Origin of the sequence: Aurantibacter crassamenti, from assembly GCF_016811105.1 — a bacterium.
GTDB classification, from domain to species: domain Bacteria; phylum Bacteroidota; class Bacteroidia; order Flavobacteriales; family Flavobacteriaceae; genus Aurantibacter_A; species Aurantibacter_A crassamenti.
Window position 1 is genome coordinate 1,041,632 of the sequence record NZ_JAFBGM010000001.1, and the last position, 15,742, is coordinate 1,057,373.

Consider the following 15,742-nt stretch of genomic DNA (forward strand, 5'->3'; position numbering starts at 1 on the left):
CCAAATAGTATTTTGCTAATTAAGATAGGGGCTGGTACTCTTTTACCGCATCAATAAATGCTTTAGCATTTTCAACCGGAATGTTAGGTAAAATACCATGGCCTAAATTGACAATGTATTTGTCTTTACCAAATTCATGAATCATTTGAGTGACCATTTTCTTGATTTCTGCAGGAGGTGAAAGTAATCTAGAAGGATCAAAATTACCCTGCAATGTAATATTTCCACCAGTTAAATATCTTGCATTTCTAGCTGAGCATGTCCAATCGACACCCAATGCAGAAGCACCAGATTTTGCCATATCGCCTAATGCGAACCAACAACCTTTCCCGAAAACAATTACGGGTGCTTCCTCTTTTAATGCATCAACAATCTGTTGTATATATTTCCAAGAAAACTCTTGATAATCAATAGGAGAAAGCATTCCTCCCCAGGAGTCAAAAACCTGTACAGCATTAACACCGGCTTTTACTTTTGCTTTTAAGTAAGCTATTGTCGTATCTGTAATTTTTTGTAATAATTGATGTGCGGCATCCGGCTGTGTAAAACAGAATTCTTTAGCCTTATCAAAGGTTTTACTGCCTTGGCCTTGTACACAATAGCAAAGAATTGTCCATGGTGATCCTGCAAAACCAATTAGAGGTACTTCATCTTCTAATTTTTCTTTGGTAGCCTTTATAGCCTGCATAACATAATCTAATGATTCATGCACGTCTGGAATGATAACTTGATCAACATCTTTTTGTGAACGAACAGGATTAGGTAAATACGGACCAAAATTTGGTTTCATTTCAACCTCAATATTCATTGCTTGAGGAATCACCAAAATATCAGAAAATAAAATAGCAGCATCCATACCATATCTTCGGATAGGTTGAACTGTAATTTCCGATGCTAATTCTGGAGTTTGGCATCTTGTAAAGAAATCATATTTCGCTTTGATTTCCATAAACTCAGGAAGATATCGCCCAGCTTGACGCATCATCCAAACAGGTGGCCTTTCAACGGTTTCACCTTTTAATGCTCTAAGAAATAAATCGTTTTTTATCATATCGTATAAATAGCATTTTGCTTTTAGTCTTTGGCAATTAGCCATTGTGTCTTAGCTGTTTTTTATTTTTGAAATTAAACTATTAATCATTTTTCCTTCTTTCCTTAAAAGTTTAAAAACGCTTTCCAATTCTGCTTCAGTCGAAGAAATCAATTTTAATTCTGTTATAATAATTAACTGCGTTTCTACTTCGAAAAGTGACCCAATAGCTATCTCTAAAAAAACGTTTAAATTCTAGTTCGCTATTTCTACTACAACCTTCTGCGATATTCGAAGGTATTGAGATGGCTGCTCTCGTTATTTGACTTTTTAAGCCAAATTTTTCCACAGCAGGTAATTTTTCAGAAATTATGTAAATCTGTTTTACTATTTCAATTCCATTATTCCAGATATCTAGTTTTCTAAAATCTCTCATAATTTTTATTTAACAGCTAACAGCTAACAGCTAATGGCCAACAGAATCCTCATTAATCAAGTCAATAAGACTTTCAACAGTTGGAATCTTTGCCACGCGAACATCATCAAAACTTTTTCGCGCCTCAGCAGCAGTTGTTTCGCCAATACAGTAGGCAATCTTGTCCGCTTTATTTTTGGATAAGTAACTTTCAATTGCTGAAGGGCTACAGAAAATAACAGCTTTTACATTGTCGTCAAGAAGTTGGGCTGAATGTTTTGTTTCATAAATAGCATGTTCATTAACCTGAATATTATTTGCCGTTAATATTTCAGACAAATCATCTCTTCTGATATTACTGCAGAAGTAGGTTATTTCAATTCCCTCTAAGAAATCGACCAAGTGAGCAGCTAATTTTTTAGCATTTCTTTCACTGTGTTTTACAGGGCCAATACGTTTTTCTATTAAACGCTTTGTTTTTCTGCCAACACAATAAATATTTTTGAACTGTAATTCTTCGGCAGAAATATTCTTTAATAAAGCATCAACAGCATTTTGACTGGTGATGACCACATTTTTATATTCTTGCTTTAAGGTAGCCGCAGAAATACGATTAAGACTAATTTTTATAAAATCTTCAGAATCTATATGTAAACCATCATTAACCCGACTCAACTGGTCATGCGTTAATTTTTTGGTTGAAAAAATACCTGCTTTTTCAGCATTATTTTTTAAGTCAGCTTTTTGCATTTCACTCATGAGACGTTTTCCGCCTCTGCTCAAAATACTATTAGCACAATCAAATCCAAGATTTTGATGTTTGCCTAAAGGTGCAGATAGTTCAGCTTCTAGTTTTTTGCCGCCATCAACACTTAACAAAACACCTTGAAGTGTAATTTCTTGTTCTTCTGAAATTTTAGCTAAGGCACCAATAGGGGCGGTGCAACCACCTTCTAATTTGTTTAAAAATTGACGCTCTAATCGCGTACAAATTTCAGTTGGTTCGTGATTTAACGCAGCACATGCTTCTCGCACGTATTCATCGTCTTGCATGGCAACTACCATAATGGCTCCTTGTGCCGGTGCAGGAAGCATCCAACCTAAACCAATAGTGTTTTCGGGTTCAATGCCAATTCGTTCTAAGCCAGCTGCTGCAAAAATAGCACCGTTCCAATCATTGTCGGTTAGTTTTTGCATGCGTGAATTTACATTGCCGCGCAAATCTACCAGCGAATGGGTTGGGTATCTATTGAGCCATTGTGCTCTTCTGCGAAGACTTCCGGTAGCAATAACTGCATCACGATGTCCTAAGAATTCTTCGTTGTTTTTAAAAACAAGAATATCAAAATGATTTCCTCTTTCTAGAACGGCAGCCTGTACAATTCCTTCAGGTAAAACCGTAGGCACATCTTTCATGGAGTGTACCGCAATATCAATATCACCATTAAGCATGGCAACATCTAAAGTTTTTGTGAAAACGCCCGTTATACCAAGTTCGTGTAGTGGCTTATCAAGAATTAAATCACCTGTAGATTTCACCTTTATTATTTTGGTGAGAAAGCCAAGTTTTTTTAGTTGGTTTTTAACGGTGTTTGCTTGCCATAAGGCTAATTCGCTATCGCGAGTGCCTATGCGTATGGTTTTACTCATTTGCTGGTAACTGGATCAAGTTCTAGTTGAAATACTTTTTGAATAAGTTCTAAGCTTGTATCAGCATCAACATTATCGCCTTTAAGATGATTTGCGAATTGCTTTGTAATTTTTTGAATTATACGAGCAGAGATAACATCAGCCTGTTGATGGTCAAAATCAGAGCTTTTTTTCGATTGATAATCAAGCTCTTCGTCTTTCATTGTGTTTAGCTTTTGTTTCAAAGCTTTGATGACCGGCGCAAATTTTCTAGTTTCAAGCCATTGACTAAAATCACCTTTGACTTCATCAATAATTGTTTCAGCATGAGGTACAAATTGTTTTCTTCGCTCTAGGGTATCATCGGTCATTTGAGAAAGATGATCTAGGTGTATCAAATTAACATTTTCTAATTCTGAAACGTCATCAGAAACATTTTTCGGTATAGAAAGGTCAAGAATTAAAAGTGGCTTGTTTGTATGAATTAATTCTTTTGAAATAGTTGGTGATTGCGCGCCTGTGGCAACAATCAACACATCTGAATTGCGAATTTCTGTTTGTAAGTCACCGTGATCTTTCACCACTAAATTAAATTTTCCAGCTATTTTTTCAGCCTTGCCTTTAGTTCTGTTGATTAAGGTGATATGATTGTTCTTAGTGTGTTTTATTAGGTTTTCACAAGTGTTTCTGCCAATTTTTCCAGTACCAAATAAAAGAATATTTTTCTCAGATATATCCGGAACGTTTTTAAGAATGTATTGCACCGAAGCAAATGCTACAGAAGTTGCACCCGAAGATATTTCCGTTTCATTTTTAATACGTTTACTGGCTTGAATAACTGAATTGCAAAGTCTTTCTATAAATGGATTTGCGAGTCCGTGTTTTTTAGATCGATTAAAACTTGATCGTAATTGACTAATAATTTCAAAATCACCTAAAATCTGACTGTCAAGTCCGGTCCCAACTCTAAATAAATGACTTATGGCATCATTATTTTTAAAAACATAAGCAACCTCTTGAAACTCTTCAACCGAACCTTTTGTATTATCACAAAGTAGTTTTATAAGCTGAAACGGATGCTGCGCAAAACCATGAAGCTCAGTACGGTTGCAAGTTGAGGTAGCTAAAATGCCATCTAAACCTAATTCTTTGGCTTGAACCAACAAATTATTTGTGGCAGTATCATTTAGGCTGAATTTACCACGAATGGCTGCATCGGCTTTTTTATAGTTAAGGCCGATGGTATAGAATGAACTATGTTTTGAAATGTGGTACGCTTTCATGTAGTTGTGAACGGAAGCAAAAATAGATGCATTCATCTTTTAAAAATAACGCTAGAGGAACAATAAGTATCGATATGGGTTTTTTTAGTTGTATTTGGATAAAAATACGTTGAAATCCTTTATTTTTGTAGGAAATACAACGTTTTGGACTATTCCTATTTAGAACGTTTCTAAATAAATGTCATGAAGAAAGAAGGCTTACTCGATGTTAAAAATGTCGCTCAAGGTTCGTTTCAAGAAGTATTGATAGATGATGGTTTTTTTGTTTTAAAATTACAAAACGATGAGTCTAGTATTCAAAAGGTTACGCGTGAAATAGACAGCTCATTTATACAGTTTCACTTTTGTTTAAAAGGTAGTGCTAAGTTCATTTTCAATGATAATAGATACGCCTTAGAGGTTTCTGAAGAGAATTCATTATTGCTTTATAATACCCAAGTAGATTTGCCCTTAAATTTAGAATTAAATGCAAATTCATGGTTGGTTTCAGTGGTAATGACGATAAGAAAATTTCATTCATTGTTTTCTTCTGAAGCTGATTATATCCCTTTTTTAAGTGCCGATAATAAAGAGAAGAAATATTATGCGCAAGAAAAAGTTTCACCTGCAATTGCAGTGATTCTAAGTCAGTTGATAAATTATAATTTGCATCCTTCAATCAAAACTTTATATATCAAGGGAAAGGTGTATGAACTAATCTCATTGTATTTTAATAAAAGTGATGATGCTGATATTGAGCAATGTCCGTTTCTTGTAGATGAAGATAATGTTCGTCGCATCCGCCAGGCAAAAGAAATTATGATTTCAAGAATGGCAGAGCCACCAACCTTGGCAGAACTTTCTGAAGAAATTGGTCTTAGTCTTAAAAAGCTCAAAGAAGGATTTAAGCAAATTTATGGCGATTCGGTCTATAGCTTTTTGTTTGATTACAAAATGGAATACGCCCGAAAAATGCTTGAAACAGGGCAGCACAATGTAAATGAGGTAGGGTTGCGCGTTGGTTATAGCACGGCAAGTCATTTTATTTCGGCTTTTAAAAAGAAATATGGTACAACGCCTAAGAAGTATGTGATGTCTTCGAATTAACATAATATTGACGTGTTATAGTAGACTTGTTCATTCGGGTAGTATATTTTTGCACACCTGAAATCATATCTATGTTCCCCCTTAAACATTTTTTAGTACTATTTGTAGTGCTTTTTTCTACAATTGGTTGCCAAAAAGACAATGACTTATTGCTAATTACAGAATCGGTATTAGAGAAAGCTAATATTGGAAAAATCGATTCTTTAGATGTTTCCGTAGCTATAGATTCTATACTAGTATTTCATAAAACTACTGGCTTCAGACATTCTTCTATCGAAAAGGGTATTGAAACCATAGAATCAATTGCTTTAGACAATAACTTAGTTATTGAAAACACAGAAGACAATTCACTTTTTACAGCCTCTAATCTTAATAAATATGGACTTGTAATTTTCTTAAATACAACAGGGGATGTTTTGAATGATGTACAACAAGAAGTATTTGAAAATTATATTCAAGCCGGCGGAAGTTTTATGGGTATACATGCTGCTACTGATACAGAATTTGAATGGCCATGGTACGGTCAATTGGTTGGTGCCTACTTTTTAGATCATCCGGAAGTACAGCAAGCTACAATAGCACTAAAAGACCTAACACATGTAGCCACAAACCATTTAAATACTTCATGGATGGTTACTGATGAATGGTATAATTTCAAGGATTTCAACTCTAATATTAATGTTTTATTGAATTTAGATGAATCTACCTATTCTGGTGGAAGCAATGGCACAAATCACCCAATCGCATGGTATCATGAATTTGATGGTGGACGTTCTTTTTACACAGGTTTAGGCCATGAAGAGGCGGTATATGATTTATCAGAATTTAGAACACACTTGCTAGGAGGGATTACCTATTGCCTTGGTCGGGAATAGATTTTTAAAGCGGTCGTGCCACCAAAATTCCAATATTCTTTTTGATACCTTTTAAATATTCTGCTAGCGGTAATTTGGAAACTTCAACTTCCATTGAACCCGTAGAGGCGTGTAAAAGATGAATACGACCATCTTTTTCACGGGTAGCGATTCCGGTATGGGTTACGTCGAGACCGTTTATTGAAGTAGCTAATGCAATAATATCTCCAGTTTGTATCAAATGTTCATTGGCTGCAATTTGATCCTGTGGCACATAACAAAATGTTCTTTTTGCAAGCTCTTTTTCAGTCGCTAAAATCTTTTCAAAATTGGAATCATCTTTTAAAAATGGGTAGAGCTCACGATGGGTACCCATAAAATTAATGTCTTTTTTTAATTCGGTACCGCCAATTTCATTGGTAATGTTTTTAACAAGTCCTTTTGCCTGATTGTTTTCAATCCATTCTGAAAAATAATGTAGTCTAGAGCCGTAACCATCGAGTGTGCCATTTTTATACCGTATGGTTTCTAATAGTTTTGTAAATGAATTAAAGTTCGATTTCCCTTCCTTTAAAAGTAAACCAAAAGCCAAAACATTTTCAACAAAAGTGGTGCAATCGAGGCCATGCAAATTAATTACTAGCGATTCGGTTTTCCCTATTTCCAATGTTTTTGCCACATAGGGTGTGCCTATAAAAGTTTTTCCAATTGCTACTATAGTTTTTCCAAAGTCATTTTCTAAAAACCCATCAATTTCGATGGTTTTATTTTCGAAAGCTTCTTTGTCAGCAGGAGAGCATGTTATTTGTTGGGCGAAACAAATTGCTGAGAAAATAAGGAAGAAGAAAGAAGCTGTAATATTTTTCATGGTTTTGAATTGCATAAAAATAATGAATTAATACCCATGATACCCGTACAATCCATATCCATTCGGACGATAAACTTCTGCTCGGTTTCGGTCTTTCAGCTGAAACTCTTCAATCACAAACCCGACAGATTCTTTTACGGTTTCAGTATCTTCAATTCGCATTGCAGAATTTTTATAGAACGGTTTTGTTGATAGCGGTTTTCCTTTCTCAAAAACCACCAAATTCATGCTAAAATTTTTATCGTATTCCTGATTGTTACGTGTTTTAAAGAAGTATCCTGTGTATGCTTTTCCACGATATGTGAGTGGTTTTTCATCTACAAAAACTATAGAATCTTGTTTTTTGTCAAAATAAGCATATTCATAAATACTTGCCTCTGCCATAGCTTGCTCATTTCTATAAGCTTTAGGAAATAGGTTAAGTTTATTTATTTTTTTCAGTTTGTTGAATAGAAATAAACGGCCATTTATATCTTGTGCTATATCATTTAGCATACCTGCAGGCATTTCTAATTCTTCTTTAGCTAATAGTGCTAAGAAGGTTGTTTTAATGCGTAGATTCTGCACTAAAAGCAAGCGGTTGTAGAATTGCGTCATATCCTTTTCGTCAATAAAAGGGAAGAGCAATACAGCATAATCTTCTAAAATCGTATTTGGCACATTTCTAGATTCTGCATAAGAAACACTAGTGTTTCCAAAGTTGTTGGTTTTACCCAATTGACGTTTCAATTGTATTTTGGCGTCGTTTAAAATTTGTTTGCGAAACTTTTTATAGCTCTTAGGTTTAATAATTTCCTTTTCTACTAATCGTGCTAAAAGTGAGAAGATCGGAGACTTGTATTCTTCAATAGTGCTGTAATCTAATAATTCAGGATATAACTTTTTGGCCATAGGTAGGCTATCCATATATGGCCTAAATATTTGGGTTATTTCATGTCTGTTGTTTGTTAATGGTAAATCTTGCGATAATAAAGCCAGTAAAACCTTAACAGAATTGGCATCGGCATTTTTAGTGACCGATTTTAATATTTTGGTTTGTGCATCAGCGTTATTATATGATTTGGCGTAGAATTTTTTAAAGAAATCAATTCCTTCAGGGTCGTTTAGTTTTCCAAGTTTTTGAATAAGAAAAGATTGTATGTGTTTTATGTCGTCTTTAAATTTAAAATTCTCGATATAATATTTTAAAGAGTCAACATCTTTGTTTTTAAATGAAATTAAATCATAAGCTTCAAAAATTATACTATCGTTTTCACGTAATGCTTTAAAGAATGTTTCGGTCTTATCTGCAAAAATAGACTTACCAATTAATGTGTCAATTGGCTTGAAATTGTCAAAAAATTCAGAAACAAATTTACTTGGTTTTTGAAGTGTATCTACCTGTGCTTTAAGCTCATATGCGAGTCCGTTTTTTATTATATTTTTAATCAATATACCCCTTGAACTTGCTGTGTCTATTAATGTTAATTGCAGTTCATGATAGCCGTCAGCATAAGTCGTATCTTTTTCTTTATAGATGTTGAACTTATTATAGGTATGTACTTTTTTTCGAATCGACCAAAGTGAATCTATTGAGGGTAGCATCATTAAATCATGAGCCTTATTTAATTCAACCGTTATAGCTTCATTATTCTTATTTTGATAGATTGATTTTTTATTGAAAGATTCGTAGTGCTTTGGCTTCTCAATGCCAGTGTAATAGTTGTTCGAATTCTCTACAAACTTTGGTGGCTTTACATTTGATACTGTACTAAAAAGCATTGCAGTATCTTGAACGGTTTGAAATTCATCAAGATAAATGGGTTCTTTAATTTTTAGTGAATTGAAGTAAGGTTCAACTTCCTTTTCATTTTGGGATACTAGACCCATGAGATAATAATCACCACGATTAAATGTTGTTTTTAAATAGATGTTTATTTGTTCAACTGAATCAATGGCTGCTTTTGAAGTAAGCGAATTTTCATGAATTTCATTATACTTGGGTTTCAGTTTTAAATCTTGATAAAAACGTTTTTGAATTTGTTTTAATTCAAATGAATCTTCTTCAATAAAATTGAAATCGTTTAGTGTAGTTTTTCGAAGAAAATAGTACGATTTTGAAATTGAATCATAACCTTCAATAAAACGGTCGCCGTTTCTTAAGCGGTTTTTAAAATTATATAATGAAGGTAGTGTGACTTCAAAATCTTTGAATGCAGATGCTACTGTGCTTTGTTTTTTATTGGGTTTTCTAAATTTTATGCTGTTAAAAATGGTATCTGAATGTTGCAATACAAAATCACCATCTCCACCCATTTTAAAGATAATAATCTCAAGTGGAGTCATAAAGATTTGATAACGCTGGTGGTCTCCATTTTTTAATTTATTCTTAATGTCAAGACCTTCAAATCCATTTTTTTTAATTCGAGTTTTGTTCTCTATTTTCCCTGGAATACTCTCAAATAATAATTTATCTATTGCATCAAGTGAAAAAACATCGTCTTGTTTCAGATATTTAAAGGTTGGAATTCTATTTACCATCACAAAGCTTCCGTTGGCTAGGTCAGGTGAAATATAGGTGGTGCTCGAATATTCAGCAACCGGGTATAGTTTGTTAGGTAAGTCTATTGTGAAAAAATCATCATCAGGGCCAGTTGGTTTGTATCCATTTTGTTTGATTTTCGTCTCAAACATCTCTTTTAAGCGTTTTCCTTTTTGAGTGGCTTTAGAGGTTAAAGGCTTTACAGTGTAACCCATTTTTTGTAGCATAGAAATTACACCACTTTCGCCAGGTAGGTGTGCGGCACCAATACCAGTAAATACTTTAGAAATACGCATTACCGAATCAAGCCGGTTGGCCATATTTCTATTTCTTGTATACAGCATGTTTTTTAAATAATGCTTGGTGTACATCGCATTGTCAATAGAATCAAGTAAGTTGATATTTCTATTTCTATACGCGTCTTGTAACAGGCTCATCGGGTCCTGTTCTTGCATTTTTTTCTGCAGCCACTCGTCAGGCTTTTGCTTCATGGCATTGAGACTAGCTCTGCCAACTAGAGCTGCTGATTCTTCAAGGTCTTCTAAGGCAACTACAGGTTTGTCAAATTTTTTACCAGCTTGATAAATGAACATATCAAGATACGTTTCTTCTTCAAAATTTTGAGAATTCTCATTTGTTCGGTACAGAATGTTGTTAACTCGTCGATCTTCAAATGACAGGTACGCCCCTATTTCTTCTTTCTTCGGATTTTTTATTACAAACGGATAGGTGTAAAATCCGCTAGAGTTAAAGCCAACACCCATTCCACCATAATTATCAGATTTTTCTAGCCATGTGTCTGGGTCAGATTCAAGAGCCACCACCTCACTTTTGTTTAAGGCTTCATAAAAAACATCATCCAATCTAAAGGCAATACGTTTGCTTACATGCATTGTGCCGTACAGATATGAAGATTGCGTTAACCCATTACCAGAAATTTCCCAAAGAAGACTATTGGCTGAATTGTAACCATTAGAGTCATTTGATTGTGCCGAAAGTCCGGCCACAAATAACAACAGTACTAGTGTAATCTTCTTTTGCATATAGATTTTCCCGAGGTAAAAAGACGGTTTTGTTGCTTATTACAACAGATAGTTAATTAATAAACGATGGTCAAATAAATCTATTATAACCATTTCTTATTATGCTATCAATAATGCTTCGAATTATTTTAACGGAATTTGGCTACAAGTAGTATTTTTACACCCGTAAAAGAAGCGATATAATTGTGAAAGGCGTACTACTTGTAAATTTAGGATCTCCCGAGAGTCCAACAGCGAAAGATGTAAAACCCTATTTAGATGAATTTCTAATGGATGAAAGGGTGATTGATGTACCAAATTGGCTTAGAAATATTATCGTTCGCGGTATAATTTTAAGAACACGACCCAAAAAATCAGCGGCAGCCTATGCTAAAATTTGGTGGAAAGAAGGTTCGCCCTTAGTTGTAATTTCTGAACGATTTACAGAAAAAGTTCAAAAGCAAACGACAATGCCAGTAGCATTGGGTATGCGATATGGAACTATGACCATACAAAAAGCCTTACAAGAACTCCAAAATAAAGGCGTTGATGAGGTTTTGTTGGTGCCTTTATATCCACATTATGCAATGTCTAGTTTTGAAACAGTGGTTGTTAAAACCATGGAGGTGCAACAAGCACATTTTCCAGAAATGAACTTGACGACCTTGCCCGCTTTTTACAAGAATGAAGGTTTTATTAAAGTGCTTTCAGAGCGCATTAAAGAAGGCTTAGAAGGTTTTGATTATGATCACGTATTGTTTTCTTATCATGGCATTCCTGAAAGACATATTCGCAAAAGTGATCCAACACGTTTTCATTGCAAAATTGACGGCAGTTGCTGCAATACAAATTCTGTTGCGCATAATACATGTTACCGTCATCAATGCTTTGAAACTACAAAAAAGGTACAAGCCTATTTAGGTTTGCCTGATGATAAAATTAGTAATTCTTTTCAATCACGATTGCCTAACGACCCATGGTTAAAGCCATACACTGACTTTGAATTTGTGCGTTTAGCTGAAGAAGGAAAGAAAAATTTAGCAGTAATTACTCCCGCTTTTGTTTCAGATTGTTTAGAAACATTAGAAGAAATAGCTATGGAAGGTAAAGAGCAATTTCAAGAAGCCGGTGGTGGTCAATATAGACATATTGCATGTTTGAATGACGGTGATGCATGGGTTGAGGTTATGGCTAAGTGGGTGAATGATTGGGAAAAAGAAGGTGTTTTGCCAGTTTAGTTTTCTAGCCAAAACCAGTTTTCAATTTCAAATAGTAACGAGTTAGCCGTAAAAGTCGAACTTAAATGTCAAATACAACTTCAGACGAATTAGGTTCACAGCCAATCAGCAAATTACTAATACGACAATCAATACCAGCAGCTATTGGTATCCTTGTAATGTCGTTGAACATTCTTGTAGATTCAATTTTTGTTGGAAATTGGATTGGCCCAATTGCAATTGCGGCGATTAACGTAGTTTTACCTGTATCCTTTTTTATTGCTGCATTAGGTATGGCAATTGGTGTTGGTGGCTCTAGTATAATTTCACGCGCTTTAGGGGCTAATGACACTAAAAAGGCCTTATTAACCTTTGGTAATCAAATTACATTGACCATTTTGGTTACTGTAGTAATGGTCAGTTTAGGTCTCTATTTTGTTGACACTCTTATTCCTGCATTTGGAGGGAAAGGCGAAATATTTGACCTCGCTAAGGTTTATTACAAGATTGTATTATATGGTGTTCCCTTATTGGCATTGACCATGATGGGTAATACAGTAATCAGGGCTGAAGGAAAACCAAAGTTTGCCATGATTGCGATGATTATTCCATCCATAGGAAACATACTAATGGATTTTCTGTTCATAAATGTTTTTGATTGGGGCATGGCAGGTGCAGCTTGGGCAACTACAGGGGCTTATTTGTGTTCATTTTGCTATATATTTTATTTCTTTCTATCGAAAAACTCTGAACTCAAAATTGATTTTTCGCACTTTAAGCTCAGTGGTGTTATTTTAAAAGAAATTAGTGCATTAGGTGTTGTTACCCTTGCCAGACAGGCTGCAGTAAGTGTTGTTTACTTAATATTAAATAATATACTGTTTGGTTTGGGCGGTGAAGCAATGGTAACCGTATATGCAATAATTGGCAGAATGCTAATGTTCGCATTGTTTCCGGTTTTCGGAATTACACAGGGTTTTTTGCCTATTGCAGGTTTTAATTATGGAGCTAATAAATATGACCGAGTCAAAGAAAGTATTTATACGTCAATAAAGTATGCATCAATTTTAGGAACTATAGTTTTTATAGGTTTATTTATTTTTCCCGTAGAAATAGCAGCGCTTTTTTTGAGTACTAAAGAAGGTCTACCTGCGGTTGAATTGGAAATTAACGCCTATGTTTTTGAACATATGCCAAGTGCAATGCGTTTAGTTTTCGCTGCTACACCTATAATTGCTATTCAATTAATTGGTGCCGCCTATTTTCAAGCAATCGGAAAAGCCAAACCTGCGTTATTTCTCACTTTAACAAGACAGGGAATCTTTTTTATACCATTAATCTTGACCTTGCCTAATATTTATGGCGAAATCGGAATATGGATTTCTTTCCCGCTTTCAGATGTATTATCTACCATTGTTACAGGTTTTTACTTGAAGCGTGAAATTGATAAGACGTTGGTATGACGTGCTTTTCAGTTGTTTATAATGCATAAGTTAATGTTGTGATGCATTATTGTCACGTAATAGTGCAGATGTGAAAATAAGTATGAAACAAAATTTAAGATTTTTTAATTATTGTCAAATTAATTTACGGTTACAAATTTTTAAGATAATTCGCCATTTTTTCTCTTGCTGAATTGTTGGGTAAAGCTCCATAACCCGCACCCATATTGTCTATTAGATGTTTTAGGTTTGAGGTGCCCGGAATAACACAAGTAACATCTTCATTTGATAAAATAAATTTAAGGAAGTATTGGCCCCAACTAGAGATTGCATATTCTGAAGCCCAACTTGGTAATGGTTTTCCTTTAATTTTTGAAAACAAATTACCGCTATCATAAGGCTGATTGATTATGACTGCGGTGCCATTTTTTTTACATGTATCAAACAGTGATTTCTCGGCATTTCTAGAATTTATGGAGTAATTGAATTGGACAAAATCAGGCTTATCAGATTTTATAATACGCTCTAAAGTTGGGTGTGCTGAATCTACATAATGTGTTAAGCCCCAATAGCGAATTTTTCCTTCATCTTTCCAAGCACGTAATGTATTTACATGGGTTTTCCAATCTACTAGGTTATGTATCTGCATCAAGTCCATTTTCTGACGCTGCATTTTTCTCATGGATGAATTCATTTGGTCAATGCCAGATTGTTTGCCTGATGTCCAAACCTTTGTAGCATAAAATAATTGGTTTTGACTATCGAGTTGACTTGAAGTTTTGCCAACTACGGTTTCAGAACTACCGTACATCGGCGAAGAATCTATGACAGTGCCACCCAAGTTGTACATTTCAGCCAATACTAGTTTTCTTATTTCTAACTCATCAATCGAATTTCCAATATCAAATGTGAGCCAAGTGCCTAAACCAACCATGGGTATTTTTTCCCCAGAACTTGGAATACTTCGTTGTTGCATTTTCTCTTGTGGTGAAAATGAGAGTAATGTGGGTGCAGCAATTAAACCTAATCCTGCTAGTCCGTATAGTTGTATTATTTCTCTTCGTGAAAAGTTCATAATGTAATGGTTTGTATTTCAGTCCCTTAAAATAATCAGATTTTTGAAAAAACGTATCGTATTTTTGTGCTAATTATAAAAGTTAATGAAAAAGAAACACCTGACAGTCAGCAATATTATTTTTGCCATTTTTATTGTCTTGCTTATTATTCCGCAAACACGGGTAGCTTTACAAGTCGCTGTAAATAAAGTTAGAGTTTTTGTTTTCTCACCATCTGTATTAAATCAAGAAGATCAGGCCCAATTACCACCCTTTACATATCAATTGACTAAACTTAATGGTGATGCAAATGCGGTTGAAGTAGGGCAAGGTGAGGTTACTTTTATTAGCTATTGGGCTACATGGTGCCCTCCATGTATTGCAGAATTACCAAGTATTGTAGAATTGCATGAAGATTATGGCGACAAAGTTAATTTTCTTCTTTTGACCAATGAAAATCCTGAAAAAGTACGTGCATTTTTAGAAAAAAAAGCCTATGATTTGCCAGTTTATATTCCAAAAATGGAGGCGCCAGATAAATTAATTAGTCGTAGCATACCCACAAATTATATAATTGATAAAAAAGGTAAAATACTTATTAAAGAAACTGGAGCCGCGGATTGGAATAGCACGAATGTACGAGCAGTTTTAAATGCGGCTAAAGAAAGTAAATAATTACGCTTTTAGCGCACTTACTGTTACTAATAATTGCCCTACGTGCCTTTGACTGTGCTCAGCTGCGTGAAAAAGTAATCCGATTAACGTAGATGGTAATTTTTTGCGGCCAATAGTACGGAGTTCTGTTAGTGTATTTTCGGGTATCGATTTGAAATAATTTAATGCTTCGTCTACTTTGAGCTCAAATGCAGTAATCATTTCGGTAGAAGTTTTTTTAACTTTTGAATTTTTCTCAATTTTCAAAAAATTGAATTGTTCTTCAGAAAGGGATTTTTCTTGAGCATAGGTTAGCATACGATCCAAAACACCTGTTAAATGTTGCAAATGAAACCCAACAGCAGCTCTATTAAAAGGAGTTTCCCAAAGTTTATCTTCCGGAAAGTCAAGTAGGTATTCTTTAACTTCACGAACCGATTGTAATAATGCATGCGCTGCTGGTTGTAAAAGTGCTGGTATTTCTGGAATGGGGCCACTAAGCCAAATTTCTTGTTGCGACATTTAATTTTTGACTATTTCCTCTAAATTAAAAATAATCAGGCAAATAACAATTTACAATAGGTGTAATTCTGGCAAATGAATTCTATTAAAAACGCCCCAAATCATTTCTTACCTTTGTGTTTCAGTTTCAATCAGCTGGTGTAG

At 34.6% G+C, this 15,742-nt stretch carries 14 protein-coding genes; 5 read left to right on the forward strand and 9 right to left on the reverse strand.

All coding sequences use genetic code 11. The features are described from left to right. Positions 1–19: 19 nt before the first annotated feature. The 5 genes from hemE to hemA are packed head-to-tail and all read right to left on the reverse strand — an operon-like array spanning position 20 to position 4,357. Positions 20–1,051: a uroporphyrinogen decarboxylase gene (hemE, locus tag JQC67_RS04305; RefSeq protein ID WP_203251628.1), complete on the reverse strand. Its 1,032-nt coding sequence runs from the start codon at positions 1,049–1,051 to the stop codon at positions 20–22. Positions 1,052–1,102: 51 nt separating this feature from the next. Further along, complete coding sequence (locus tag JQC67_RS19230; RefSeq protein WP_394369444.1) at positions 1,103–1,204, reverse strand: hypothetical protein; 102 nt, start codon at positions 1,202–1,204, stop codon at positions 1,103–1,105. Next, positions 1,188–1,466, reverse strand: a complete 279-nt coding sequence (locus tag JQC67_RS04310) for a four helix bundle protein (RefSeq protein ID WP_317198355.1) — start codon at positions 1,464–1,466, stop codon at positions 1,188–1,190. Before JQC67_RS04310 ends, JQC67_RS19230 begins: the two co-directional genes overlap by 17 nt. Positions 1,467–1,496: 30 nt before the next feature. Then, positions 1,497–3,095 carry a hydroxymethylbilane synthase gene (gene hemC / locus JQC67_RS04315; RefSeq protein WP_203251629.1) on the reverse strand — a complete coding sequence of 533 codons (1,599 nt, stop codon included), beginning with the start codon at positions 3,093–3,095 and terminating at the stop codon, positions 1,497–1,499. After that, positions 3,092–4,357, reverse strand: coding sequence for a glutamyl-tRNA reductase (hemA, locus tag JQC67_RS04320; protein ID WP_203253181.1), 1,266 nt, complete (start codon positions 4,355–4,357; stop codon positions 3,092–3,094). The genes hemC and hemA overlap by 4 nt, the downstream gene beginning before the upstream one ends. A 183-nt stretch (positions 4,358–4,540) precedes the next feature. Between hemA and JQC67_RS04325 the strand changes: the two genes are divergently transcribed. Together JQC67_RS04325 and JQC67_RS04330 are read left to right on the forward strand one after the other, a co-directional pair. Then, positions 4,541–5,443, forward strand: a complete 903-nt coding sequence (locus JQC67_RS04325) for an AraC family transcriptional regulator (RefSeq protein WP_203251630.1) — start codon at positions 4,541–4,543, stop codon at positions 5,441–5,443. Between the two features lie 71 nt (positions 5,444–5,514). Continuing rightward, a complete protein-coding gene (locus JQC67_RS04330; protein ID WP_203251631.1) occupies positions 5,515–6,318 on the forward strand; it encodes a ThuA domain-containing protein in 804 nt (267 codons plus the stop codon). A gap of 4 nt (positions 6,319–6,322) precedes the next feature. On the opposite strand, the gene JQC67_RS04335 is transcribed toward JQC67_RS04330, so the two are convergent. Beyond that, positions 6,323–7,165, reverse strand: a complete 843-nt coding sequence (locus JQC67_RS04335) for an N-acetylmuramoyl-L-alanine amidase-like domain-containing protein (RefSeq protein WP_203251632.1) — start codon at positions 7,163–7,165, stop codon at positions 6,323–6,325. A gap of 27 nt (positions 7,166–7,192) precedes the next feature. Next, positions 7,193–10,729 (reverse strand): TraB/GumN family protein, encoded by a 3,537-nt coding sequence (locus JQC67_RS04340; protein ID WP_203251633.1) that lies wholly within the window; start codon positions 10,727–10,729, stop codon positions 7,193–7,195. 185 nt (positions 10,730–10,914) lie between these two features. Between JQC67_RS04340 and hemH the strand changes: the two genes are divergently transcribed. Further along, positions 10,915–11,946, forward strand: a complete 1,032-nt coding sequence (hemH, locus tag JQC67_RS04345; protein WP_203251634.1) for a ferrochelatase — start codon at positions 10,915–10,917, stop codon at positions 11,944–11,946. A gap of 65 nt (positions 11,947–12,011) precedes the next feature. Further along, positions 12,012–13,388, forward strand: coding sequence for an MATE family efflux transporter (locus tag JQC67_RS04350; protein ID WP_203251635.1), 1,377 nt, complete (start codon positions 12,012–12,014; stop codon positions 13,386–13,388). A gap of 130 nt (positions 13,389–13,518) precedes the next feature. Here the strand turns inward: JQC67_RS04350 and JQC67_RS04355 are convergent, their stop codons facing one another. Beyond that, a complete protein-coding gene (locus JQC67_RS04355; protein ID WP_203251636.1) occupies positions 13,519–14,442 on the reverse strand; it encodes an aldo/keto reductase in 924 nt (307 codons plus the stop codon). A gap of 85 nt (positions 14,443–14,527) precedes the next feature. Here JQC67_RS04355 and JQC67_RS04360 point away from each other — a divergent pair, with 85 nt between their 5' ends. Beyond that, positions 14,528–15,097, forward strand: a complete 570-nt coding sequence (locus JQC67_RS04360; protein ID WP_203251637.1) for a TlpA family protein disulfide reductase — start codon at positions 14,528–14,530, stop codon at positions 15,095–15,097. Here the strand turns inward: JQC67_RS04360 and JQC67_RS04365 are convergent, their stop codons facing one another. Further along, the gene (locus JQC67_RS04365) at positions 15,098–15,598 is read right to left on the reverse strand and encodes a DinB family protein (protein WP_203251638.1); all 501 of its coding nucleotides are present in this window, start codon (positions 15,596–15,598) and stop codon (positions 15,098–15,100) included. It lies immediately after the preceding gene. Positions 15,599–15,742: the final 144 nt, after the last annotated feature.